Raw genomic sequence first — 25147 nt, 5'->3', positions numbered from 1 at the left:
TAATCCAGATGAACACAGGCTGAACCGCGCTCAGGCCGCCGACGGGCGATCCGGATCGACCCGCGCCGCCAGAGCTGCGGGAAGCGGCGAGGGGGCGCCTATAATCAACGCCGCGACATGCTCGCCCAGCAGGGGAGCGGCGCAGAGGCCGCGCGATCCCAGACCGGTCAGCACATAGACCCCGTCGGCCCTGCGGCCGGCCAGCGGCAGACGATCGCGCGTGGTGGCGCGAATGGCCACGCGGCGATGGCGCTCGCCCGCCTCCACCTGATCCGCCAGGCGGGGCAGGCGGGCCCGCAGGGTGTCCAGGTTTTGTGCGGTCTCGGCGTCCCGGGGTTCGAGAGAGATGTCGCCGCGTCCATGGCTCGCCCCGAACAGGAAGCCGGTCCCCGTCGGCGCGACATAGCCGCCCCAGGCCGCAGCGGGTAGGGACGGTCCCTCGCACCAGTCGGCCTGGCCTCGCACGGGCGTCAGGCCGTTCATCGGCGACAGCTCCGCCGACCCCCAGCCGGCCGTCACGACGACGGCGTCGGCCTGGGCCAGAACCCCGCCCTCGGCGTCATGAATGATCCAGCCGTCGGCGTCCTGTGTAATCCGAGCGGCGAAGCCTTCGACGATCTCCGCGCCGTCGAGCCAGGCGGTCAAGGCGGCGGCGGGCTTGATGACGCGGGCGTCGGCCATCAGGAGCCCGCCTTCAGCCGTCGGTTCGCCCAACCGCGCCCCCGCCGTCTCGGCGTCGATGACCGTCATGGCGTCCTCACGCCAGATCGGCTGGGCCGCGATCTTGGCGAAACGGGCGGCGTCGCGCGGCGCCTGTGGCAATTGCAGGACGCCCCGGTCCAGCACGGCGCCGGGCGTGGCCTCATACAGATGTCGCGCCCGTTCCAGCGCCTGGGCGTAGAGGCCGGCGATGGCCTGATCGCCGGCGTCCAGTCGCGGCGTCGCCAGACCGGCCGGAAAGCCCGATCCGCCCGCGCCGGGACGGTCGCCTTCGATGACCACGGGATCGATCCCGGCGTCGATCAAGGCGCGCACGACGGCGGCGCCGGCGATCCCGGCCCCGACGACGGCGACGCGGTTGGGGCAGGGGGGCGAGACCGCGCCGTCGGGGGCCTCCGCGCGCCGGGCCTCCAGCCGTTCACGTTTGCGACCATGGCCGGGCTTCTTCTCGACGATGAAGCCCCGTTCCGACAGGCCCCGGCGAACCGCCCCGGCTACGGTGAAGGTGGCCAGACGCGCGCCGGACGCCGAGCGGGCCGCGATCCCGTCCATCACCTCGGGCGACCACATGCCGGGGTTCAGGGCCGGCGAAAATCCGTCCAGGAACCAGGCGTCGGCCTGTCCGGACCATTGGTCCAGCGCCCAGGCCGCGTCGCCGACGGCCAGATCGAGGACGGCGTGAAACTGGGGCAGGTCTACGCGGTGAAAGCCCGGCGTCCGGTCGGGCCAGGCCTCAGTCAGGTCCTGGGCGGCGTCCGCGAGTTCCGGCCAGTTCGACAGCGCGCGTCGAGCCTCTTCGGCGGCCAGGGGAAAGCCTTCGATGGAGAAGATGTGCAGCCGTCCGCCTTCCGGCCGGGTCCGTCGCCACAGGTCCAGCAGGGCGACGATGTTCAGACCGGTGCCGAACCCCAGCTCCGCCACGGTGAACCGGCGCCGCCCGGCCCAGGCTTCTGGCAGTCCGCAGCCTTGCAGAAAGACAGCCCGGGTCTCGGCCAGTCCGTCGTCGCGCGAGAAATAGACGTCGCCGAACCGTCCCGAGCGGGGCTCGTCTTCATCGGTCCAGGTCAGGTGAGGAGAGGTGTCGTCGCGCGTCATGGCGCGGCTCTAGCACCTCCGGCCGTATTACGAAAAAAGGCCGCCTCCATTCGGTGGCGGCCTGCCGATGAAGGCGGCTTCAGTGCCCTGCGCTGTGGGCCTCGCCGTGATCGGCCCCGTGAGCAGCCCCGTGATCGGCCCCGTGAGCGGGCGTTGGGGCGGCGGCTGGCGCAGCGGCGGCGTGGGTCGTGTTCGGTGCGGCGTGCCCCTCTGTTTGAGCGGCGGCGTTCTCGGCGGTGGCCGCGTCGGCGTCTGGGGCGGGTGCGTTTGCGGCGGCGGCGGCTTCCGCTGCGGCCTGGTCGGCGGTCAGGACTTCTTCGGCGGCCGCGCCCGCCGCCTCTGCGGCGTCGCTCGGCGCTTCATGCGGTTCGGCTTCCGGCGCCTTCTGGCATCCGGCGATGACGAGCATGGCGAATGAAGCGGCGATTACAGCGTTGATTTTCATGGAAAGATCCTCCGAAAATTGTTCGCGAGGTCCGAAGCCTCACCTGAAACGATAAGCCGATTGAATTTCTCCGGCGAATCCCAAGTTCGTCCGTTCAGCCTCAGTCGCTGCCGATACTGTTCAGCACTTCTTCCATCTCCGCGAACGAAGGTTGGCAGGCGGACGGAATGTCGCCACGGCCGATCTCGACCGAGATCTGGGCCGCATTGCCGTGCAGGTGAGCGATCAGCACCGACTGGATCATTTTGTAGTAGGCCGCTTCCTCATTGATGATCGAGGTCAGGCGTGCGGCGAACGGGCCCACCAGGCCATAGGCCAGGAACACGCCCATGAAGGTGCCCACCAGGGCGCCGCCGATCATGGTCCCCAGGACTTCCGGCGGCTCTGTGATCGAACCCATGGTCTTGATGACGCCCAGCACGGCCGCGACGATGCCCAGGGCGGGCAGGCCGTCGGCCAGGTTCTGCAAGGCGTGGGCATTGTCGAGATGCTCGTGGTGGTGCTTTTCGAGCTGTTTCTCCATCGCATCCTCGACCTGGTGCGGGTCTTCCAGGTTCATCGTCATCATCCGCAGGGTGTCGCAGATGAAGTCGACGGCGAAATGGTCCTTCAGCACCTTGGGGTACTTCTGGAAAATGGTGGATTCCTTGGGCTTTTCGATATGGCTTTCCAGCGCCACGACGCCCTTGGACTTCATGGTCTTGGTCAGCTGGAACAGCAGGGACAGCAGGTCCTTGTAGTCCTGCTTCTTCCACTTGGGGCCGGCGAAGGTCTTGCCCAGGCCCGCCATCGACCCCTTGATCACGGTCATGGAGTTGGAGATCAGGAAGGCCGCGATGCCGGCGCCGCCGATCGCCATCAGCTCGTGGGGCGCGGCGTGGATAATGACTTCGAATTTGCCGCCGGAGATGGCGTAGCTGCCGAACACGAGGCCGAACAGCAGTACGATGCCGATGATCTGAAACATGGGGACGCGGGATCCTGACGCGAGAGGCGTCAACTGATGCGCGTTATTGATTAAGACGGCGTTTCGCGAACGCCGTCTTATCCTGTTTCAGAGGCGGCCTTCGCCGTTCAGAATGGCCGTCCGCGCCGCCGCCGACAGCTTCTGATAGCCGGTCTTGCCGCCGCGTACATAAAGGCCTGCGCCGGTCTTTTCGGGATCGAAGCCATCCGCCACCAGGTCGGCCTTGCGATATTTGAAGGTGCCGGTCGTCTCGGCCGCTGCGATCAGTCGCACGAAGACGGGTTGGGCATAGGCGGGCAGGCGCTCTTCGACGTGGGCGGCGAAGGCCTTGGGATCGAACTTGGCGTCGGTCACCAGGGCGGCCATGCCGGCCTTGCCGTCCTGACCGTGCACGGGCACGCCATAGACGATGGCCTCCGACACGCCCGGCGCCTCCATCAGGGCCTGTTCGACTTCGGAGGTGGAGACGTTTTCGCCCTTCCAGCGGAAGGTGTCGCCCAGGCGGTCGACGAAGTAGAAATAGCCCTCGGCGTCCTGCTTCATCAGGTCGCCGGTGCGGAACCAGCGGTCGCCCTTCTTGAAGACGTCGGTCAGGATCTTCTTCTGCGAGGCGGCCTTGTCGGCATAGCCCGAGAAGTCGTGGCGGATATCGTTGCCGATCTCGCCGATCGCCTCGCCGACCTCGCCGAACTTGGCCAGTCGGCACAGGCCGTCCGGGCCGCGGATCGGCTGTTCGCTGTCCACGTCGAACTGGACCAGCCGGATATTGATCTGCTTCTTCAGATAGCTGGGCACGCGACCGATGGCGCCCTGTTTGCCGTCGAAGTTGAACAGGGAGACATTGCCCTCGGTCGAGCCATAGAATTCCAGCACGTCGGGAATGGCGAACCGGCTCTGGAACTCGGGCCAGACGTCGGCGCGCAGGCCGTTGCCGAAGGCCAGCCGCAGCTTGTGCTTCTGCTCATAGGCCTGGGGCGGGCAGTTCACCAGATAACGGCACAGTTCGCCGATATAGACGAACATGGTCGCCCCGGACGCCACCACGTCGGGCCAGAAGCTGGAGGCCGAGAACCGTTTGCGGATGACCAGGCGCGCGCCGTTCAACAGGGCCGCCCCGACCCCGACCAGGCCGCCGGTCGAATGATACAGCGGCAGGACGTTGAAGATTCGGTCCTTCGGCGTTGAACGCGTGGCCCCGGCGAAGGCGCGCATATAGGTCCGGGCGCGCGAATGGGGGATGCGGGCCGCCTTCGGCAGGCCTGTGGTGCCCGAGGTATAGATGTACAGCGCCGTGTCGCGGTTGGTCAGGCCTTCGCGGACCGAACGGGCGGGGCGGACGGACGATGCGCCGCGCACGGGCTTGTCCAGCCCGCGCCGGTCGCTGGTCTCGTCCTCGTCGCCCAGGCCCAGGACCCACAGCATCAGGCTGTGGCCGACCAGGGGGCGGGTCGCCTCGATCTGGCGCCAGCAGTCCTCGTCCGCCACCACCTGGAAGGCGTTGGAGATGGTCAGGCAGTGGGCCAGGCCCGTTCCGCTGAGGTTGGTGTTGATCAGGGCCGTGGCGATCCCGACCTTGGAGAAGCCGATCCAGGCCGCCAGATACTCGACCCGGTTGGTCATCATCAGGGCGATGGTGTCGCCCCGGTTCAGGCCACGTCCCTTGGCCCAGTGGCCATAGCGATTCGCCATGGCGTCCAGGTCGCGATAGGTCAGGCTGCGGCGCTCGTCTTCGAGCGCCACATTGTCGGGGAACTTGTCGACGGCTTCCTCGATGTCATCACACAGCAGGACATCGCTATCCAGCTCGATCGGCTTGATGCGCTTGAGCAGGCGGAACAGGCCGCGTGCAAACCGCACGTCCCTACCGATATTCGCTACCAAACCCATGCTCGCCGATTCTCCGGTCTATGCGTGTTCCACCCGCCCTCGTGATGAACGAAGGCGGCCCGTCCGGTCAACCGCGCGGCGAACAAACGCCTTGGAAACAATCGCGATCATCGAAGGGCCGTGTCTCATTTGTTCCGGTGACGTCGGGGAAATCCAGAGCGGGCCAGCGGATTTTCCCATTTGCTCGGTGTTTTCAGGCGCGGGAAAGATCCGACCTTGCCTTGAATGGATCTAGCGTGGCGGCTGTTCCGGGAACTCCAGCCGGCTGACGTCATAACCCAGCGTCCGCGCCCTATCGGTCAGGGCCCGCACCTCGGCCGCCGTCGGCGCTTCCCGCGTATAGATGAACAGTCGCTCGAAGGTCGGGTCCGCCGATATGAACCAGCTGTAGTCGTCGGCCCGGTCCAGCACCCAATAGTCCCAGGTCACCAGCCCGTGCAGGTAGCGCACCCGCAGCTTGGCGTTCATGCCCGGATCCAGGATTCGCCCGCCGCCCTCGATGGCCTTCTCCTTGCCTTCGGGCGAACCGACCTGGCAGGTGTCGCGCACATTGATGCGGTCGCCGCCGACAGGCGTGTAGATTGACGCCCCGGCCACGCACCCGTCCGTCAACCGGTCGGGCAGGCGGGCGACTTCGTGCCACCGTCCGGACCACAGCCGGTTCAGGTCGATGGCCTTGGTCGGCTGGGGCGCCCGATATTCGGAGGGGGAGGGCGCGGTGACGCACCCCGATAGGCAGATCAGCAGTCCGGCCGAAAGGGCCAGGGCGGCGGTCATGGATTTCATCGGGGACATCAGCTTTCTGTTCTCGCCATCAAGGCGCAACACGCGGTCAAGGTTCCGTCACCGAGGTGCGGCAGGATCGGGACCGTCTCCAAAATCTCACAGCGACCACCAGTATCAATCGCTTGCGACCCATTGCACAGTATCGTTTTACGTCGGCCCTCTATGGAGGCCTGACCTAGTGGACGCCGCTATCCTGACCGAAGCCCTGAATAAATCCAGCCTGACCGCGCCCGATCCCGCACGGCTGACCCATCTTCAGCGGCTGGAGGCCGAGAGCATCCACATCATGCGCGAGGTGGCGGCCGAGGCCGAGCGCCCGGTCATGCTGTATTCGATCGGCAAGGATTCGGCGGTGATGCTGCACCTGGCCCGCAAAGCCTTCTATCCGTCCAAGCCGCCTTTCCCCCTGCTGCACGTCGATACGACGTGGAAGTTCCGCGCCATGTACGCGATGCGCGAACAGGCGGCGGCTGATCTGGGCGTCGAACTGCTGGTCCACCAGAACCCGGACGCCGTGGCGCGCGGGATCAATCCCTTCGATCACGGTTCGGCCCTGCACACCGACCTCTGGAAGACCGAGGGGCTGAAACAGGCCCTGTCGCACTATGGCTTCGACGCGGCTTTCGGCGGCGCCCGGCGCGACGAAGAGAAGTCGCGGGCCAAGGAGCGAATCTTCTCCTTCCGCACCGCTGAACACCGCTGGGATCCCAAGAACCAGCGCCCCGAGCTCTGGCGGCTCTACAACACTCGCAAACGGCCGGGCGAAAGCATCCGCGTCTTCCCCATCTCCAACTGGACCGAGCTGGACGTCTGGCAATATATCCACCTGGAGCAGATCCCCATCGTGCCGCTCTATCTCGCGGCGGAACGGCCGGTGGTCGAACGCGACGGCGCCCTGATCATGGTCGATGATGATCGCTTCCGGCTGCGCCCCGGCGAGACGCCCCAGATGAAGTCGGTCCGGTTCCGCACCCTGGGCTGCTACCCCCTGACCGGTGCGGTCGAGAGCACGGCCGCGACCCTGCCCGAGGTCATTCAGGAAATGCTGCTGACCACCACCTCCGAACGCCAGGGCCGAATGATCGACCACGACCAGTCCGCCTCGATGGAGAAGAAGAAGCAGGAGGGCTATTTCTGATGGCTCACCAATCGGATCTCATCGCCGCTGATATCGGCGCCTATCTCGACGCCCACCAGCACAAGAGCCTGCTGCGCTTCATCACTTGCGGCAGCGTGGACGACGGCAAGTCCACCCTGATCGGCCGGCTGCTCTACGACTCCAAGATGATCTTCGAGGATCAGATGGCGGCGCTGGAGGCGGACAGCCGCCGCGTCGGCACCCAAGGCGGCGACATCGACTTCGCCCTTCTGGTCGACGGCCTGGCCGCCGAGCGTGAACAGGGCATCACCATCGACGTGGCCTATCGTTTCTTCTCGACCGAAAAGCGCAAATTCATCGTCGCCGACACGCCGGGCCACGAACAATATACCCGCAACATGGTCACCGGCGCCTCGACCGCCGACGCCGCCGTCATCCTGATCGACGCCCGGCGCGGCGTCCTGACCCAGACGCGGCGTCACGCCTATCTGGTCAGTCTGCTGGGCATCCGCCACGTCATCCTGGCTGTGAACAAGATGGACCTGATGGGCTGGTCCCAGGACGTCTTCGACACCATCGTCGCCGATTTCCGCGCCTTCGCCGGCCAGATCGGGCTTCAGGCTTTTGACGCCATCCCCATGTCGGCCCTGCGCGGCGACAATATCACCGAGACCAGCGCCCATTCGCCCTGGTACGCTGGCCCCCCGTTGATGAGCCTGCTGGAGACGCTGGAGGTCGGTGACGATCTTCAGGCCGACCCGTTCCGCCTGCCGGTGCAATGGGTCAACCGGCCCAATCTCGACTTCCGCGGCTTCTCCGGCCAGATCGCCGCCGGGACCGTGCGCCACGGCGATCCCGTCCGCGTCCTGCCGTCGGGCAAGACCTCGACTGTCGCCCGCATCGTCACCGCCGACGGCGATTTGGCCCAAGCCGTCGCCGGCCAGTCGATCACCCTGACCCTGGCCGACGAGATCGACGTCTCGCGCGGCGATGTCCTGGCCAGCGCCGACGCCCCGCCCGAGGCGGCGGATCAGTTCGAGGCCACGGTGGTCTGGATGGACGACGAGCCCCTGCTGCCGGGCCGGCCCTATCTGCTGAAGATCGGCGCCAAGCTGGTGGGCGCCACCATCACCGAGCCCAAGCACAAGGTGAACGTCAACACCCTGGAACAGCAGCCGGCCAAGCGGCTGGAGCTGAACGAAATCGGCGTCTGCAACCTGTCGCTGGACGCTCCCGTCGCCTTCGCCCCCTATGTCGAGAACAAGGACCTGGGCGGCTTCATCCTGATCGACCGGATCTCGAACCGCACGGTCGGGGCGGGCCTGCTGAACTTCGCCCTGCGGCGCGCGCACAACATCCACTGGCAGGCCCTGTCGGTGGACAAGGCGGCGCGCGCCACGATCAAGAACCAGAGGGGGCGCGTGGTCTGGCTGACCGGCCTGTCCGGCGCCGGCAAATCCACCATCGCCGATCTGGTCGAAAAGCGCCTCTACGCCGACGGCCGCCACACCTATCTGCTGGACGGCGACAATGTCCGCCACGGCCTGAACCGCGACCTGGGCTTTACCGAAGAGGACCGGGTGGAGAACATCCGCCGCGTCGCCGAGGTGTCGAAACTGATGGTGGACGCCGGGCTGATCGTCCTGGTCAGTTTCATCTCACCCTTCCGCGCCGAACGCCGCCTCGCGCGCGAGCTGCTGGGGCCCGGCGAGTTCGTCGAGGTCTATGTCGACACCCCCCTGGCCGTCGCCGAGCAGCGCGACGTCAAAGGCCTCTACAAAAAGGCCCGCGCCGGCGAACTGAAGAATTTCACCGGCATCGACAGCCCCTACGAAGCCCCCGAAACGCCTGAGATCGTCGTCGACACCACCACCATGTCGCCCGAAGACGCCGCCGAACGCATCGTCGCCTGGCTGGACGGCCGGTTCTCGACCGAGGATTTCAGTATCTGATCGAGGGCGGGGAAGGGGCTCACCCGTTCTCGTATCCCCGCCACCATTTGACGAAGCGCGGCAGGCCCTCGGCCAGAGTCACCTTGGGCTTGTATCCCGTCAGGGCGTTCAGCTTGGAGACGTCGGCATAGGTGGCGGTGACGTCGCCGGGCTGCATGGGCCGCATGACCTTCTCCGCCTCTGCGCCCAGTGCGCCTTCCAGGGTGGTGATCATCTCCATCAGGCCGACGGGCGAGCTGTCGCCGATGTTGTAGACCTCGTGCCCGCTCTGCGCGGGCGGATGGTCCAGCACGCCCACGATCCCGTCGACGATGTCGTCGATATAGGTGAAGTCGCGCGCCATCTTGCCTTCGCCATAGACCTCGATCGCCTCACCCCGCGCGATCTTTCGCGTGAAGCTGAAATAGGCCATGTCGGGCCGGCCCCAGGGACCATAGACGGTGAAGAAGCGCAGGCCCGACTGGGGGAAGCCGTACAGTTTGGCGTAGCTCTGGCTCAGCAGTTCGCAGGACCGTTTGGTCGCCGCGTACAGCGACACCGGCTCCACCGTCGGATCGTCCTCGCGGAAGCCCGCCCCCTCCAGCGGCCGGTCGCCATAGACCGAGCTGGACGAGGCGTAGACCAGATGGGTCACGCCGTTGTGCCGCGCGGCCTCCAGCATCGACAGATGCCCCGCCAGATTGGACCGCTCATAGGCGAAGGGGTTCTCGATCGAGTAGCGAACCCCGGCCTGGGCGGCGAGATGGACGATCCGCTCCACGCCCTTGTCGCGCACCAGGGCCAGCATCTGTTCGTGGTCGGCGATGTCGGCCCGCACCATGGTGAAGCCGTCGCGCACTTCCAGCCGCGCGGCGCGGGCCTCCTTTAAGGCCGGGTCGTAGTAGTCGTTGAAATTATCGACCCCGATCACGGTCTCGCCGCGACCCAGCAGCCGTTCGGCCGTGTGCATACCGATGAAGCCGGCCGCGCCGGTGACGAGGATCGGGGTCTTCATCCTGCCCGCCTGACTGTACCGATCACTACGACGCGCATTGAACATCCCTCTCGACCATTGGGATGGCGTCTAGCGCCAATCCCGCGTCGAGGCGATGGACCGCATCATCGAAAATCAGTGCGCCGATCCTGTGGCTCGTCGCGGGCACGGACGAACCAGCGCGACACGTCGCCCGGTTCGTCCGTCCTGGCCTGCCTCAGGCCGAGTAGTATTTCTTGTATTCGCTGTAGTAGTAGCCGGCGTCGCCGTAGCCCTGCTTGGCCTGAGCGTTGACGTCGACCTGGGTCATTGCGGCGCCCAGGATATAGGCGCCGGACTGCTGCAGCATCTTGACGGCTGCGTTGGTGGCGCGGGCGGGGGTCTTGCGCCAACGCACCAGCAGAATGGTCATATCGGCTTTTGCGGCCAGGATCCGGGTGTCGGCCAAGGCCAGAACCGGAGCCGTGTCCATCAGGATCAGATCAAACGATCCGCGCAGCTTGGCCAACAGATCATCCATGGCCTGAGTGCCGAAGACGTCCTGGGTCGCCACCACGTTGGACAGCGGCAGGATATAGGCGCCCGACGCCTCGTCCCGTTTCAGCACGGCCTCAAGCGTGGTGGTTCCCTGAAGCAGTTCGACCAGACCGGCGTCGGTGTTCAAGCCCATGGCGCGGGTGACGGCGCGGCGACGCAGGTCGCAGTCCAGCAGAAGAACCCGGCTCCCGGCGATGGCGGACACCTGAGCCAGGCCGACCGCCGTCGTCGTCTTGCCCTCGCCGGGCAGGGCCGAGGTGATAACCACAAGCTTGCTGGCCTGGCTGCCCGCAGCATAGTTGATCGAGGTCCGCAGCGACCTGAAGGATTCGGCGAAGACTGACAACGGCTTCTTGACTGCGAAGTCGATGGGGCTGATCCCGCGATCCGCCGATTCCGCGATCGACGAGACCAACGGAATGGAGCCGATGGAGGGCAGGCCCAGCTTGCGCTCGATCTCGTCGGTCGTGCCGACGCCGGCCTCCATCATCTCCAGCAGCACGACAGCCGCGAGGCCGGCGCCGAGACCGAGGACCAGGCTGAGCGCCAGGTTCAGCATCACATTGGGCGCGCTTTGCGACGTCGGGATAGAGGCGCGCGACACCAGGGTGGCGTCGGCCTGTTCAGTCCCGACCTGGGCGCTAGTCTGACGATAGCGGTCCAGGAAGCTCTGATAGACCGCGCGGGCGGCCTCGGCGTTGCCTTCCAGTTCACGCAGTTGGACAGAGGCGCCGCTATTGCTGGCCAGGGCGCCGCGCGCCGCCGACAGGCTGGATTGAACCGAGCCGGTGCGTTCCTGGGCGACTCGGACCTGGGCCTCCAGGTTCGAGATGATGCGGCGGATTTCGGCCTGGATCTGCGCGTCGATGTCGGCCAGTTCGCGTTGCGAACGCACCATGTCGGGGTGAAGCGGGCCGTAACGGCTGCTCATGTCCGCGACGCGGGCGCTGATGGCGGCGCGCTGGGCTCTCAAGTTCTGGACAACCTGGGAGGTTAGGGCTTCGCCGACGTCGTCGCCGTTGGAGCCCGAAGCCAGCTGGGCGCGTGCGGTGCGAAGGCGGGCGACCTGTTCGGCTTCTTGGGCCCGGACCGAAGCCAGCTGCTGATTATAGGCAGAGATTTCCTGCTCGGTCAGGGTGAAGCCTTCGGAGCTGAGCAGGTTGTTGGCGATCCGGTAGTTGGACACCGCAGCGTCCGCCAACTGCATCTGCTGGCGCAATTCGTTCAGGCGCGAACCCAGGAACGTATTGGCCTGGCCGGTGGCGTCCAGTTTCCGGTTCAGTTGGGATTCAAGATATTTGTCAGCCAACAGATTGGCGATCCGGGACGCCTTGACCGGGCTCTCGGACGTGAACGACAGATTCATCGAATAGGTCAGGCCCACGCGGCGGGCGCTGAGCCGTTGGCCTACGCCGTTGATGACCCTTTGACGTTCCGCCTCGCGGCCCGCCTCTGTCGTCGGCGCGCTGCGGTCCGGGGCGAGGCCGAACCAGCCCTTGACGGTTTCGACCAGACCAGGCGTCTGTAGCCGGCCGTTGAACTCCGGGTCCTCGATCAGGCGCAGCTCATCGACCACAGCCGCCGCCAGTTCCGGCGACTTCAACGCTTCGACTTCGGTGTCGACCACGCTGGTCTCCGGCGTCAGTCCGGACAGGACCGCCTTGGAATCCACGACCTCCTGCGTCCGGGTGTTGATCTGGAGATTGGCGGTCGCGGTGTATTTCGGCGTCTCGCTCAGCGTGAACATCGCGACGATCAAGAAGACCAGGGCCGCAACGGCCGCAAACAGCTTCAACCGACGGCGGAAGACCGCAATCAGGCGATGAAGGTCGATGGTCTCCCCGCCAGCTTCGCCGGCGGAAGGCGGGTAATCGTTCGTGTCAGTCATCGCACCATCATGAGGGCTCGGCCGTAGCCGGATTTCAACGGTCGTTCCGATCGGGAAGCGAGCGACACCTTCCTATACCGCACTGCACAAGAACAGCCTAGCGGTCGTGGAAAACGATCAATTACGAACCAGTCACCAGAACAACATTGTTCGCCTTGCAGTTAACATGCCGGTTCCCTAAGCGGGAGCCGATAAAATCGGGGCGGTCTCGCGGATCGCCTGTTCAAGGTGAGCCCATGGAACTGATCATCGGACCCCGGACCTATTCGACCTGGTCGTTGCGAGGCTGGTTGGTGATGAAGCGCACCGGCGCGGACTTCACCGTGATCGACGCCCGGTATGAGACCGAGGCGCAGAAGGCGGCGCTGCGGGCGGTGTCGCCGTCCGGCTTCGTGCCGGTCCTCAAGGTGGACGGTGAGCTGATCTGGGACACCTTGGCCATCGCCGAGTGGGCGGCGGAACACTATCCGCAGGCGCGGATGTGGCCGGCTGATCCGCTCGCACGGGCTCTGGCCCGATCGGCGACGGCCGAGATGCATTCGGGATTTTCAGCCTTGCGAAACATCTGCGGCATGAGCGCCGATCAGCCCATGGTCGGCGACGCGCGCTCGGAGACGCCGTCAGATCCGGGGCTGGATCGTGATCTGTCGCGGCTCGTCCTACTGTTCGGCCAGATGCGTCGCCGGTTCGGCGGGGCGGGGCCCTGGCTGTTCGGAGAATGGTCGATCGCCGACGCCTTCTACACCCCGGTCGCCGCCCGGCTGCGGCATTTCCAGATCGATCTGGCCGACCATGGCGACGACGGGACTGCCGGAGCCTATGCCGCGACCCTGCTGGCCCAGCCCGATTTTCGTCTCTGGGAGGCCGAAGCCCAAGCGTAGAAGTTCTGGTTTTAACGGCCCGGAAACCACTCCCGCGCACCCTGTATTAAGCTGCCGTCGTTATTCGTGGATCACACACGGAACCGACTGTTCCGCCGGGAGGAAGACCAATGCGGGCTCCGGCCATCGAGACCGCCCAGGGCGAAAAAGCCCGGGCTCAGGTTGTCGCAACGCGACTGATCAATCCGGTCACGGGCTACGCCCTCGCCGCCGTCGTCAGCGCCGCCTTCTGGGCGCTGCTGCTTACCGCAATCTTCTAAGTCTTAACGCCCGCCCGCCAGGCTGGGTTCTTGAGCGACCAGGATGGGTTCGGCGACGGGCGCGGGCGGCACATAGTCCAGCGACACGGGCACAAGTTTGGCGCCCGAGGCCACGGCGTCCAGCGTGTTCAGCGGGCCGCCCAGCATCCGTTGATAGATCCAGTAGCCGGCCACGACCTTTTCCACATAGTCGCGCGCCTGGGGCACGTCGATCGTCTCGATCAGCAGCAGGGGATCGGCGTCCGGTCCCAGTTTGCGCACCGCCGTCAGCATCGGCCCCGGCCCGGCGTTGTACGAGGCCACGGCCCGCAGCAGGTCGCCCTGGAAGGCCGGCAGCTGTAGCATCCGATTGATATAGGCCTGGCCCAGCCGCATGTTGGTGGCGGGAACCAGAAGTTTGGACGGGTCGCTGACGAAGGTCCGGTCCCCGGTCATTTCGGCCGCTGTCGTCGGCATCACCTGCATCAGCCCATAGGCGCCGGCGCTGGATCGGGCGTCCGGGTTGAAGTCGGTCTCCTTGCGCGCCAGGGCGTAGACCAGGGCCTTCTCGATGACGAAGCCGCCTTCCGGCTCGAGCACCGGCATGGGGAAGCGGGTCGCGTCGATCCGCGTGGCGCTTTCGCCTTCGCCGGGCATCATCACCCGCGCCAGGGCCGTCCACATCCGGGCTGCATCGCCGGCGGCGGTGCGCACGCCCGAGCGCAGCTCGCTTTCCGCCTCGGCCCGCCGCCCGACCTCATAGAAGGCGACGGTGCGCTTGGCGCGGGCGTCGCTCTGGACGAAGGCGTTCAACTCGCCGGCCTCGACTTGCGCGTTTTGCGGCACATAGACGGCGCGACGCCGGCGGGGCTCGGCCTGATAGGGGCGGGGGCCCATATTCTCTATGGTCGGTTCCTCGCCCAGCTGACGCAGGGCGATCTGGCCGTAGAAGGTGGCCGGCTACTGGGCCGACAGGCGCAGATAGTCCTCGACTCGGTCCTGACGGCCCGACTGCGACGCGGCGCGCGCGGTCCAATAGGCGGCGCCGGCGCGAACCCAGGGGTCCTCGGTCGGATCATTGGCAACCCGTTCGAAGGCGGCGAAGGACTCGTGGAATTGACCTAGCCGCCATTCCGCCAGCCCGACCGTCCACCAGTCGCCGATTTCGCGACCCAGGGCCGAGGCGCCGGTCAGGTCGTCGTTGTTATAGGCGACGCGCGCCGCCTTCATCGGATCGATCGTCGCCCCGCCCGAGACGGCGGAGACGACGCTGTTCCAGGTCCGGCCCAGCAGACCGCCGGGCTTGACCGGCTCGGGCGCGCCGTCAGGGCGGCGGCGCAGGGCCAAGCTATAGACCCGGTCGGCGCAGGGCAGGTCGGAATAGGTTTCGAGCCAGGCCGTCAGCTCCTCATAGGTGGCGACATGCTCGGGGTGGAACAGGCTTTCGAACTCGACCTGACCCAACAGGACCCTGTCCTGGGCCTGACGGGCCGAGGCGCGGGCCGCCTCGATGTCGCCGCGTCTCAGCGCGTCGAAGGCGGTGGTGTAGGACAGGCGGTCCGCTGAACTCAGGGCCGTGGGTCTGACGGAAGCGGAAGCGGCGCCGGACATTCCGTCAAAAGGCGTCTCCGCCAGTGCCGAACCTGCGGCGGTCATCGCAAAAAACAGCGTCGAGGCGAGACTTGCCCGGCGGAATATATTCATACGCGGCGGCCCCGTTGGCGTCGCCCTGCCCGTTCTCGTCAGGCGGGGATCGTGTGGCGTTGGTCGTCAAACGACCAGCATGCCTTAAAGACGCGGTAACCTCAACCTGCGCCGTCCAGACGCGCCGAAAGCGTCAGCAGATCGGCCCACACCTGGCGCTTGGCCTGGGGCTGACGCAGCAGAAAGGCGGGATGCAGGGTCGGCAGGGCAGGGGCGGACAGTCCGCCCTCGGCCAGCCGCCACTCCCGCCACTGGCCGCGCATCTTCATGATCCCGTCCTCGGTCTGCAGCACCGACTTGGCCGAGGCCGCGCCCAGCAGCAGCACGGCCTTGGGCTGAAGCAGGGCGAAGGCGCGCTCGACGAAGGGGGCGCAGACGGCCTGTTCCTGCGGGGTCGGGGTGCGGTTGCCGGGCGGGCGCCAGAAGACGGTGTTGGTGATGAAGACCCTGTCGGTCAGGTCCGCCGCCGCCAGCATCCTGTCCAGCAGCTTGCCGGCCCGGCCCACGAAGGGCTGGCCCAGCCGGTCCTCGTCCGGCCCCGGCCCTTCGCCGATCACCATCACGGCCGCGTTGGGGTCGCCCCGACCGAAGACCGACTGGGTCGCGCCCATGCCGCGCAGGGGACATCCCTCGAACGCCGCCACCGCAGCGGCCAGGTCCTGCAAGGTCGAGGCGCCTGCGGCCAGGCGTCGCGCCTCGGCCATGGCGTCTTCAATGTTTGCGCCGACCAGGGGCGTGACCACTGAAGCGGTGGCCTTCTGCACCGCCTTCAGGGCCGGGGGCGGGGCCAGATGGGTGTGATCCACCGGCGCGTCGCCATAGCAGGCGTCCACCCCCGCATCCCGCCAGAAGGCGAGCAGGGCTTCCACCGCAGCGATGTCATGGTGTTGCGCGTTCATATGTCAGACTACCGATAGGCCTTGACCGCCCTCGCGTCACCTTCCGATAAGCGTCATAACCACACGAACAAGCTGGATTTCAGGGGAAGAACATGGCCGAAGAAGCCATCGAGGGCGGCGCAGAGAACGCCCGCCAGGAAGCGATCATCGACAATCTGCCGCCGCTGGAGGCCCTGGCCGGCGTCGAGCGCGAGGTGATGGAATACGACGTCGTCATCGTCGGCGGCGGCCCGGCCGGCCTGTCGGCCGCCATCCGCCTGAAGCAGCGGGCGGAAAAGGACGGCAAGGAAATCACCGTCGCGGTGCTGGAAAAGGGCGCCGAGGTCGGCGGCCATATCCTGTCGGGCGCGGTGATCGATCCCAAGGCGCTGAACGAACTCTTCCCCGACTGGAAGGACCGCGGCGCGCCGCTGGAGACCCCGGTCACCAAGGACAGGTTCCTGCTTCTGGGCCCGCAAGGTTCGGCCGCCCTGCCCATGCCCCTGCTGCCGCCCTTCATGCACAACCATGGCTGCTACATCGCCTCGCTCGGCAATGTCTCGCGCTGGCTGGGCGAACAGGCCGAGGCCCTGGGCGTCGAGGTCTATCCCGGCATGGCCGCCAGCCATGTGGTCTGGGAAGAAGAGACGGGACGGGTCAAGGGCGTCGTCGCGGGCGTCTTCGGCATCGACCGCGAGGGCAAGCCCACCGGCGACTTCCAGCCGGGCCTCGAACTGCACGGCAAATATGTCTTCATCGCCGAGGGCGTGCGCGGCTCCCTGGCCAAGACCATCATCGCCAAGCACAGGCTTCAGGACGGCAAGTCGCCCCAGAAATATGGCATCGGCCTGAAGGAGCTGTGGCAGGTGCCCGCCGAACAGCACCAGCCGGGCCTGGCCCAGCACACCACCGGCTGGCCACTGGACGAGCACACCGGCGGCGGCAGCTTCCTGTACCATTTCGGCGACCGCTATGTGGCCGTCGGCTATGTCGTTCACCTGAACTACAAGAACCCCTTCCTGTCGCCGTTCGACGAGTTCCAGCGCTTCAAGCACCACCCGTCCATCGCCCTGCATCTGGAAGGCGGCACGCGCATCTCCTACGGCGCGCGGGCCATCACCGAGGGCGGCTTGCAGTCGATTCCGAAGCTCAGCTTCCCTGGCGGCGTCCTGATTGGTTGCTCGGCCGGCTTCGTGAACGTGCCCCGGATCAAGGGCAGCCATAATGCGATGAAGACCGGCATGCTGGCCGCCGACGCCGCCTATGAGGCGGTTCAGGCCGGGCGTGGCGGGGACGAACTGGTCGAATACCAGGCCGCCTTTGAAAAGAGCTGGGTCTTCAAGGAGCTGTCGGTCGTCAAGAACGCCAAGCCCCTGCTGTCCAGGTTCGGCACCACCTTGGGCGGGGCGCTGGGCATGGTCGACATGTGGTGCCGCACCCTGCTGGGCGGCTGGTCGCCGATCCCGACGCTGCAACACGACAAGACCGACGCCGCCTCGACCGAACTGGCGGTTAAGCACAAGCCGATCGTCTATCCCAAGCCGGACGGCAAGCTGTCGTTCGACAAGCTGTCGTCGGTCTTTATCTCCAACACCAACCACGCCGAGGACCAGCCGGCCCACCTGAAGCTGCTGGACCCGTCCAAGCCGATTCAGGTCAACCTGCCGAAATACGGCGAGCCGGCGCGGCTGTATTGCCCGGCGGGCGTCTACGAGGTCGTCTATGCGGACGAGGTCGCCAAGACCGATCCGCGCTTCGTCATCAACGCCCAGAACTGCGTCCACTGCAAAACCTGCGACATCAAGGACCCGTCGCAGAACATCGTCTGGACCACGCCCGAGGGCGGCGGCGGTCCGAACTATCCGAACATGTGAGGCATGACCGGCGCTGGGGTCATAGCCAGCGCCGGATCGTCTCCATGACGACAGCCAGCCGCGCTGCGTCCAACGCGCCGATCCGTTCCGCCGCCGAGGCTTCTATGGTGGCGATCTTCGAGGGGCGCACGACCGATGGCGCGGGCAGGCCGGCTTCCCCATAGCGGTCGCCCAGATCCAGATCGTCGGGCCAGCGTCGGTTGGCGGCGCTGGTGATCATCACCACCCAGATCAAACCGGCCTGATCGCCGATCCCGCCTGCGGACACCACCAATCCCGGCCGATGCTGGCGGGTGTTTCGGTCGGTATAGGGAAAGGGGATGCGGACGACGTCGCCGCGCTCAAAGTCCGGCATAGGCCTTACGGTCCGCCTCGCTGTCCCATTCCTCGAAGGTCGCAAAGGGATCGTCGGCCGCCGGTTTGCGCGCTTTTTTCAACAGCACCCGGTCCCCCTCGATCTCATAGATCAGCTCGTCGCCGTCCTGCAATTTCAGGGCGGCCCGCACCGGCTGGGGAATGGTCGTCTGGGCCTTGGACGTCAGGCGGCTGGTGATCATCATCGCCTCGGTAAGGATTTTCCTTACGGTACGCCCTTATCGGCCTTCGTCAACCATCCGCCCTCTTGCGGGGGCGGGTGAAAGCGTGAAGGGTCGCGGCATGATCGCCTCCCGTTCGCGCCTGTTCGCCGCCTCCCTGACCGTCCTCGCTCTGGCCATGGCTCAGGGCGCAGCGGCGCAGGATTTGCCCGCCGGATCCTTCCAGACCGATCCGGAGCCGGCGGGGCAGCCCGGCCCCTTGATCCAGCCCAAGTTCGAGCCATCCCCGCCCGCCATCATCCTGCGTCCTGATCAGACGCACGAGGACGCCGTGCCCGGCGCCGCGCCCGCCGAGGACGAACCGGAGGACGGCGCGCCTCAAGTCGATACGCCCAACGGCGACCCGGTCATCGACGTCGTCATCAACGACCCGCCGGCCGCCCCGCCCATCCCTGAAATCTGGTCGCCGATCCCGACCGACGCCGAGGGCCGCAGCGCCTATGGCCTCTATCTCGCCGGGAAACTGGCCCTGATGACGGGCGAGGGAGAAAAGGGCGCCGACTGGCTGGCCCAGGCCAACGCCCTGACTCCGGAACAGCCGCGCATACGCGAACAGGCCTTCACCTCCGCCCTGCTCAGCGGCGATCTTGATGTCGCGGCGCGTCTGGCCCCCACCGCCGACGCCTCGCCCGCCTTCACCGAGGGCGGTCGACTGATCTCGGCCATTCAAAACTTTGTCCATGGCGACCCCCGCGCCGCCAACGCCGCCCTGGCCGGCCGCCCCATCGCCGCTCCGCACAGCCGCGCCGGCCTGATGGTCGCGCCGTGGATCGCGGCGGCCGCCGGCGACTGGACCCGCGCCTTGGCCGCGCCCCCGGCCCAGGGCGACGCCCTGACCCTGGCCTTCGCTCGCCAGAACCGCGCCCTGCTGCTGGAGAAGCGCCGGAAATTCGCTGAGGCCGAATCCGAGCTGAAGGCCCTGTCCGACATGCCGACCATCGGCGCCCTGTTCCACCGGTCCTATGGCGAGTTCCTGGAGCGACGCGGCAAGCGGGACGAGGCCTTGGCCGTCTATCAAGCCGCCGTCGAGGGGCAGGTCGTCGATCTGGCCACCACCCGCGCCCTGGTGCGGGCCCGCTCCGGCGGTCGTCCCCCCGCCGCGCCCGACTTCCGCCAGGGCGCGGCTCAGGCCCTGACCACGGCCGCCGCCCAGGCCGTGGCCGAACGCGGCAATGAGTTCGCGGTGGTCTATCTGCGGCTCGCCCTGAACCTGCGCGAGGACGCCGCCACCCAGATCCAACTGGCCCAGGTGCTGGACCGGGTCGGGCTGAAGGCCGCCGCTCGCACCGCGCTTTCGCGTGTCGGGCCACAGGATCCGGTCCTCTACGCCAACGCCCGCGCCCAGCTGGCCCTCAGTCTGGCCGAGGACGAGCAGCTCGACGCGGCCCTGACCGAACTGCGCGCCGCCGCTGCGGCCCAGCCGAACGACGCGCGCATCGCCCTGGTGATGGCCGGCCAGCTGCTTCAGCTGGAACAGCACCAGGCGGCGCTCGACCTGCTGAACGGCCCGCTGCTGAACACGGCCAACCAGGGCGCCCAGATCCACTTCCTGCGCGGCGTGGCGCTGGAATCGCTGAACCGCATCCCCGAGGCCGAGGCCGAACTATGGGCCGCGCACCAGGCCGATCCGAACAACGCCGACACCCTGAACTATCTCGGTTATCTGTGGGTGGACCGGGGGCTGCGCGTCGATCAAGGCGCGGGCCTGCTGGCCCAGGCCCACGCCGCCGATCCCGAGAACGGGAACATCCAGGACTCCCTGGGCTGGGCCCAGTTCAAACAGGGCTATTTCGATAGCGCCGTCGTCACCCTGGAAGAGGCGGCCGACAAGGAGCCCGCCAACGCCGAAATCAACGACCACCTGGGCGACGCCTATTGGCGCGTCGGTCGTCGGCGCGAGGCGGTCTGGCTGTGGAACCGCGTCCTGAGCCTGGACCCCGACGCCGAACGCAAGGCCGACGTGGAGCGCAAGATCGCCAATGGTCTGGACGACGCCGCGCCCGCGACCGGCGTGTCGCAATAGGCCGCCGATCTCCTCCCTTTTCCCCTCACTCCCGTCATCCTAGGGCTTGTCCCTAGGATCCATACTCCCGGTGTCCGACGAAGGCGCATCCTGCGGACACACCGGGCGTATGGATCCTCGCCACAAGGGCGAGGATGACGAACAGGATGGGGGAGAGGGGCGCCGTATTCCCCGTTTCGACCCAGCCCCCAAGTCGCTAAGACCTACTCCATGCCCCCGCTTTCGGCCCTGGCTCCGGCCAAGATCAATCTGTTCCTGCACGTCGGCCCGGTGGACGCCGACGGCTATCATCCGCTGTCCAGCCTGGTCGCCTTCGCCGATGTCGGCGACCGGGTGACGGTCGAACCGGCGGAGCGCCTGTCCCTGACCGTGACCGGCCCGTTCGGCGCAGGCCTGGCGGCCGAGCCAGATAATTTGATCCTGCGCGCCCTTCGCGCCCTGGGCGAGGCGACGGGAACCGGCGAACCGCCGCTGAAGGTCACGCTGGACAAGTGTCTGCCCATCGCCGCCGGCCTGGGCGGGGGCTCGTCCGATGCGGGGGCGGCGCTGAAGCTGGCGCGTCAGGCCCTGGGGCTGGACCTCGACGATGCGGCGTTGGAGGCTGTGGCGGGGGTGATCGGCGCCGACGGCCCCATGTGCTTGCGGATGCGCACCGCCTGGGCCGAGGGCCGGGGCGATGTCCTGACCGACGAACCGCGCCTGCCGCCGCTGTGGGCTGTGCTGTTCAATCCGGGAGTTCCGTCCCCCACGGGGGCCGTCTACCGCGCCTATGACGCCGGCCCGACTCGCGCCGCCGACCGGCCCGCGCCGCCTGTGGACTGGAGCCCCGCGGCCGTCATCGACTGGCTGGCGGGCCTGCGCAATGATCTTCAGCCCCCCGCCGAGGCCCTGACCCCCGCCATAGCCGGCGCGGTTCAGGCCGTGGCGGCGGCGCCCGGCGTGGCCCTGGCGCGGATGTCCGGCTCGGGCGCCACCGTCTTCGGCCTGTGCCGGTTCAGCGAGGACGCGGCCGCTGCCGCAGCCTCTCTGTCGGCCGCCCATCCCACGGCCTGGGTCGCCGCGACCCGGCTCGCCGCCGCCTGAGCCATAAATCCCCAGCGCGTGTTGAAGCGCGCGGCGCCGGGCCCTATGGTCCGCCGTCCTTTTTCCAGCCCCTCTCGAGCCCGATTTGACCACCCCGACCGAGCCGCTCGCCTTCCAGGATCTGATCCTGACCCTGCACCGCTATTGGGGTGATCAGGGCTGCGCCATTCTTCAGCCCTATGACATCGAAGTCGGGGCGGGCACCCTCCACCCCGCCACCGTCCTGCGCGCGCTCGGCCCCAAGCCGTGGAAGGCCGCCTATGTCCAGCCCAGCCGCCGCCCCGGCGACGGCCGCTATGGCGAAAACCCGAACCGCCTCCAACACTATTACCAATACCAGGTGATACTAAAACCGAACCCGGACAATCTTCAGGAGCTCTATCTCGGCTCGCTGGCGGCGATCGGGATCGATCCGAAGCTGCACGATATCCGCTTCGTCGAGGACGACTGGGAGAACCCGACCGTGGGGGCCTGGGGCCTGGGGTGGGAGGTGTGGTGCGACGGGATGGAGGTGACGCAGTTCACCTATTTCCAGGGCGTCGGCGGCATCGAGGTGGACGTGGTCTCGGGCGAGCTGACCTACGGGCTGGAGCGTCTGGCCATGTATGTTCAGGGCGTGGACAACGTCTATGACCTCAAGTTCACCAAGGAGGGCCTGACCTATGGCGAGGTCTTCCTGGAGAACGAGCGCCAGCAGTCGGCGGCCAACTTCCATGGCTATGACGTGGACGGTCTGAAGCGCCGGTTCGAGGATATGGTGGCCGAGGTCTCGCGCCTGCTGGCCATGACCGGACCCCAGGGCCAGCCCTTGGTCCTGCCGGCCTATGATCAGGTGCTGAAGGCCAGCCACCTGTTCAACCTGATGGACGCCCGCGGCGCCATCGCCGTCGCCGAACGCCAAAGCTACATCGGCCGCATCCGCGAACTCTGCAAAGCCTGCGCCCTCGCTTACGTTGAACAAGAGCGGAAAACCGCCTGATGCCCCAACTCCTCCTCGAAATCTTCTCCGAAGAAATCCCCGCCCGCATGCAGCAGGGCGCCGCGCGCGATCTGGAGCGCATGGTGTCCGACCGGCTGAAGGCCGCCGGCCTGACCTGGGACGCCCTGACGACCTATGCCGGTCCGCGCCGCCTGACCCTGGTGATCGACGGCCTACCCGCCGCCACGCCGGACCGCGAGGAAGAGGTCAAGGGCCCGCGCGCCTCGGCCCCGGAACAGGCGCTTGAAGGCTTCCTGCGCAAGACCGGCCTGACCCGCGATCAACTGACCGAGCGTGACGGCGTCCTGTTCGCCGTCCTGTCGTCCAAGGGTAGGGCCACGACCGATCTGGTCGCCGAGACGGTGGACCAGGTCATCCGCACCTTCCCCTGGCCCAAGTCGATGCGCTGGGGCTCGGGAACCCTGCGCTGGGTGCGCCCGATCAAGCGCATCCTGTGCATTTTTGACGGCAAGGTCGTGCCGTTCGAGATCGACGGGATTCAATCCGACGCGATCACCGAGGGCCACCGTTTCATGGGTTCGGGTCAGTTGCTGAAGGTCAGCGACTTCGTCGACTACCGCACCCAGCTGGAAAAGAACTTCGTCCTGATCGACGTGGCCGACCGCAAGCTGCGCATCCTGGAACAGGCCAAGGCCGCCTGCGCCGCGCGCGGCCTCAGCCTGGTCGACGACGACGGCCTGCTGGACGAGGTGGCGGGCCTGGCCGAATGGCCGACCCCGATCCTGGGCGACATGGACCCGCAGTTCCTGGCCCTGCCGCCCGAGGTCGTGCGCCTGTCGATGAAGGTGCACCAGAAGTATTTCGCCGTCCGCGATCCCTCGAAAGAGGGTCTGGCCCCCAACTTCCTCGTCGTCGCCAATGTCGAGGCGACCGACGGCGGCAAGGCCCTGGCCGCCGGCAACAGCCGCGTCCTGTCCGCCCGCCTGAACGACGCCCGCTTCTTCTGGGACGAGGACCAGAAGGTCGGCTTCGACGCCTGGAACGCCAAACTGTCCGACGTCACCTTCCACGCCAAACTGGGCACATTGGCCGAGCGGGTCGAGCGTATCGCCGCCCTTGCCCGCGAGATCGCGCCCCTGGTCGGCGCCGACGCCGACGAAGCCGAGATGACGGCGCGTCTGTCCAAGGCCGACCTGCTGTCGGGCATGGTCAGCGAATTCTCGGAACTGCAGGGGATTATGGGCGGCTATTACGCCCGCACCGCAACGAACTTCCCCACCCGGGCTTCGCTGCGCTCCGCCGTCCCTCCCCATAAAGGGGAGGGAGAAGTTGCGCTCGATCCTCTCCCTCCCCTTGATGGGGAGGGACCGGGAGGCGAAGCCGACCGCGGGTGGGGCCGTGACCAGCGCGACCGCATCGCCGACGCCGTCCGCGATCACTATAAGCCGCAAGGCCCCGCCGACACGGTGCCGACGGCGCCCGTTACGGTCGCCGTCGCCCTGGCCGACAAGCTGGACACCCTGGTCGGCTTCTTCGCCATCGATGAGAAGCCCACGGGGTCGAAGGACCCGTTCGCGCTGCGGCGTGCGGCGCTGGGGGTGATCCGGCTGGTGCTGGAGAATGGGGTTCGGATTAGTTTCTCAGCCCTCATTCCGCCTGTGCTGAGGAGATCGCTCCTAAATGCAGGAACGGCTGCTTTAACGGATATCAATGGGCAGCCTCTGCGCGACGTGTTCTACGAAGGGAACAGGATTTCCAACATAGCTCAGTATCAAACGGAGCTTTTGAGAAGGCTGAGGTTCGCGTCGGGAATTCAGAGCGACGAAGAGGTGCTAGTCAGCGCAGTGCTCGCCTTCTTCGCCGACCGCCTGACCGTCCTCCTCCGCGACCATGGCCAGCGCCACGACCTCGTCGCCGCCGTCTTCGCCCCCATTGCTGGGAAGGCCGACGACGATCTCGTCCGCATCGTCCGCCGCGTGGAAGCGCTGGCCGCCTTCCTCGCCACCGACGACGGGGCCAATCTGCTGGCCGGCTACAAGCGCGCAACCTCTCTTCTTGAGAAGGAAGAGAAGAAGGGGTGGAAACCCGGCATGGTCCAGACCGGCCTGCTGAACCAGCCCGAGCCCGAGACCGTCCTGGCCTTCGCCGTCGGCGCCGCCCGCACCGCCGTGGAGACCGCGCTGGAGACCGAGGACTTCGCCGCCGCCATGACCGCCCTGGCCGGCCTGCGCGCCCCGGTGGACCGGTTCTTCGAGGACGTGCTGGTCAACTCCGACGTGGCTGAGGAGCGCGACAACCGGCTGAAACTGCTGGGTCAGGTGCGGGACGTGATGGGGCAGGTGGCGGACTTCGGTCAGATCGCGGGCTGATCAAAACCGCCTCCCTCTCCCGGCGGGAGAGGGCTTGAGCGCCCGAGAGCGCAGCGATCGGTCTTCGCGCGAAAGGGTGAGGGGCACGGTGGTGCGACTTGGCCCACCGGCCGACCCTCATCCGGCCCTTCGGGCCACCTTCTCCCAACGGGAGAAGGGAGGGGCGGGCGGTTTTAGGTATATCTAGACTCAGTCTTTCATCGTCGGACCC

21 protein-coding genes are annotated in these 25147 nt (G+C 67.0%); 9 read left to right on the top strand and 12 right to left on the bottom strand.

The window, feature by feature from the left end; translation table 11 throughout:
- Positions 1–30: 30 nt before the first annotated feature.
- The 5 genes from mnmC to OU998_RS13250 all read right to left on the bottom strand — a co-directional run bounded on the left by mnmC (position 31) and on the right by OU998_RS13250 (position 5909).
- Positions 31–1815, bottom strand: coding sequence for an FAD-dependent 5-carboxymethylaminomethyl-2-thiouridine(34) oxidoreductase MnmC (mnmC, locus tag OU998_RS13270; protein WP_267514106.1), 1785 nt, complete (start codon positions 1813–1815; stop codon positions 31–33).
- A gap of 79 nt (positions 1816–1894) precedes the next feature.
- Positions 1895–2260: a hypothetical protein gene (locus OU998_RS13265; RefSeq protein WP_267514105.1), complete on the bottom strand. Its 366-nt coding sequence runs from the start codon at positions 2258–2260 to the stop codon at positions 1895–1897.
- 100 nt (positions 2261–2360) lie between these two features.
- Positions 2361–3227 carry a flagellar motor stator protein MotA gene (gene motA, locus OU998_RS13260; RefSeq protein ID WP_267514104.1) on the bottom strand — a complete coding sequence of 289 codons (867 nt, stop codon included), beginning with the start codon at positions 3225–3227 and terminating at the stop codon, positions 2361–2363.
- An 87-nt stretch (positions 3228–3314) separates the two neighbouring features.
- A complete protein-coding gene (locus OU998_RS13255) occupies positions 3315–5114 on the bottom strand; it encodes a long-chain-acyl-CoA synthetase (protein WP_267514103.1) in 1800 nt (599 codons plus the stop codon).
- Between the two features lie 231 nt (positions 5115–5345).
- Positions 5346–5909, bottom strand: a complete 564-nt coding sequence (locus tag OU998_RS13250; RefSeq protein ID WP_267514102.1) for a lipocalin family protein — start codon at positions 5907–5909, stop codon at positions 5346–5348.
- A 169-nt stretch (positions 5910–6078) separates the two neighbouring features.
- On the opposite strand from OU998_RS13250, the gene cysD reads away from it, so the two are divergent.
- On the top strand, positions 6079–7038 hold the full coding sequence (gene cysD / locus OU998_RS13245; RefSeq protein ID WP_267514101.1) for a sulfate adenylyltransferase subunit CysD: 960 nt from the start codon (positions 6079–6081) through the stop codon (positions 7036–7038).
- Positions 7038–8951: a sulfate adenylyltransferase subunit CysN gene (gene cysN, locus OU998_RS13240; RefSeq protein WP_267514099.1), complete on the top strand. Its 1914-nt coding sequence runs from the start codon at positions 7038–7040 to the stop codon at positions 8949–8951. Before cysD ends, cysN begins: the two co-directional genes overlap by 1 nt.
- Positions 8952–8970: 19 nt before the next feature.
- On the opposite strand, the gene OU998_RS13235 is transcribed toward cysN, so the two are convergent.
- The gene (locus OU998_RS13235) at positions 8971–9945 is read right to left on the bottom strand and encodes an SDR family NAD(P)-dependent oxidoreductase (protein ID WP_267514096.1); all 975 of its coding nucleotides are present in this window, start codon (positions 9943–9945) and stop codon (positions 8971–8973) included.
- A gap of 196 nt (positions 9946–10141) precedes the next feature.
- A complete protein-coding gene (locus OU998_RS13230) occupies positions 10142–12349 on the bottom strand; it encodes a GumC family protein (protein ID WP_267514094.1) in 2208 nt (735 codons plus the stop codon).
- A 236-nt stretch (positions 12350–12585) separates the two neighbouring features.
- Here OU998_RS13230 and OU998_RS13225 point away from each other — a divergent pair, with 236 nt between their 5' ends.
- Both OU998_RS13225 and OU998_RS13220 read left to right on the top strand, forming a co-directional pair.
- Complete coding sequence (locus tag OU998_RS13225; protein WP_267514092.1) at positions 12586–13230, top strand: glutathione S-transferase; 645 nt, start codon at positions 12586–12588, stop codon at positions 13228–13230.
- Between the two features lie 110 nt (positions 13231–13340).
- Positions 13341–13490 (top strand): hypothetical protein, encoded by a 150-nt coding sequence (locus OU998_RS13220; RefSeq protein ID WP_267514091.1) that lies wholly within the window; start codon positions 13341–13343, stop codon positions 13488–13490.
- A 3-nt stretch (positions 13491–13493) separates the two neighbouring features.
- Here OU998_RS13220 and OU998_RS13215 read toward each other — a convergent pair whose 3' ends face one another.
- The 3 genes from OU998_RS13215 to OU998_RS13205 all read right to left on the bottom strand — a co-directional run bounded on the left by OU998_RS13215 (position 13494) and on the right by OU998_RS13205 (position 16072).
- The gene (locus tag OU998_RS13215) at positions 13494–14366 is read right to left on the bottom strand and encodes a lytic transglycosylase domain-containing protein (RefSeq protein ID WP_267514090.1); all 873 of its coding nucleotides are present in this window, start codon (positions 14364–14366) and stop codon (positions 13494–13496) included.
- A 63-nt stretch (positions 14367–14429) separates the two neighbouring features.
- Positions 14430–15080 carry a hypothetical protein gene (locus tag OU998_RS13210; RefSeq protein ID WP_267514088.1) on the bottom strand — a complete coding sequence of 217 codons (651 nt, stop codon included), beginning with the start codon at positions 15078–15080 and terminating at the stop codon, positions 14430–14432.
- 194 nt (positions 15081–15274) lie between these two features.
- Positions 15275–16072: a uracil-DNA glycosylase gene (locus tag OU998_RS13205; protein WP_267514086.1), complete on the bottom strand. Its 798-nt coding sequence runs from the start codon at positions 16070–16072 to the stop codon at positions 15275–15277.
- 197 nt (positions 16073–16269) lie between these two features.
- Here OU998_RS13205 and OU998_RS13200 point away from each other — a divergent pair, with 197 nt between their 5' ends.
- Positions 16270–17925, top strand: a complete 1656-nt coding sequence (locus OU998_RS13200; RefSeq protein ID WP_267516797.1) for an electron transfer flavoprotein-ubiquinone oxidoreductase — start codon at positions 16270–16272, stop codon at positions 17923–17925.
- A gap of 19 nt (positions 17926–17944) precedes the next feature.
- On the opposite strand, the gene OU998_RS13195 is transcribed toward OU998_RS13200, so the two are convergent.
- Positions 17945–18280, bottom strand: a complete 336-nt coding sequence (locus OU998_RS13195) for a type II toxin-antitoxin system PemK/MazF family toxin (RefSeq protein WP_267514085.1) — start codon at positions 18278–18280, stop codon at positions 17945–17947.
- Positions 18267–18482 (bottom strand): AbrB/MazE/SpoVT family DNA-binding domain-containing protein, encoded by a 216-nt coding sequence (locus tag OU998_RS13190; protein WP_267514083.1) that lies wholly within the window; start codon positions 18480–18482, stop codon positions 18267–18269. Before OU998_RS13190 ends, OU998_RS13195 begins: the two co-directional genes overlap by 14 nt.
- Positions 18483–18582: 100 nt before the next feature.
- On the opposite strand from OU998_RS13190, the gene OU998_RS13185 reads away from it, so the two are divergent.
- The 4 genes from OU998_RS13185 (at position 18583) to glyS (ending at position 24936) form a co-directional block, all read left to right on the top strand.
- On the top strand, positions 18583–20544 hold the full coding sequence (locus tag OU998_RS13185; RefSeq protein ID WP_267514081.1) for a tetratricopeptide repeat protein: 1962 nt from the start codon (positions 18583–18585) through the stop codon (positions 20542–20544).
- A gap of 210 nt (positions 20545–20754) precedes the next feature.
- Positions 20755–21627: a 4-(cytidine 5'-diphospho)-2-C-methyl-D-erythritol kinase gene (locus OU998_RS13180; protein ID WP_267514079.1), complete on the top strand. Its 873-nt coding sequence runs from the start codon at positions 20755–20757 to the stop codon at positions 21625–21627.
- Positions 21628–21712: 85 nt separating this feature from the next.
- A complete protein-coding gene (locus OU998_RS13175; RefSeq protein ID WP_267514077.1) occupies positions 21713–22606 on the top strand; it encodes a glycine--tRNA ligase subunit alpha in 894 nt (297 codons plus the stop codon).
- Positions 22606–24936, top strand: a complete 2331-nt coding sequence (glyS, locus tag OU998_RS13170; protein ID WP_267514075.1) for a glycine--tRNA ligase subunit beta — start codon at positions 22606–22608, stop codon at positions 24934–24936. The genes OU998_RS13175 and glyS overlap by 1 nt, the downstream gene beginning before the upstream one ends.
- Positions 24937–25147 lie beyond the last annotated feature (211 nt).

This window comes from Brevundimonas sp. SL130 (assembly GCF_026625805.1).
GTDB lineage: Bacteria > Pseudomonadota > Alphaproteobacteria > Caulobacterales > Caulobacteraceae > Brevundimonas.
The sequence above is the reverse complement of the archived record's forward strand: the minus strand, read 5'-3'. Positions and strand labels throughout refer to the sequence as shown.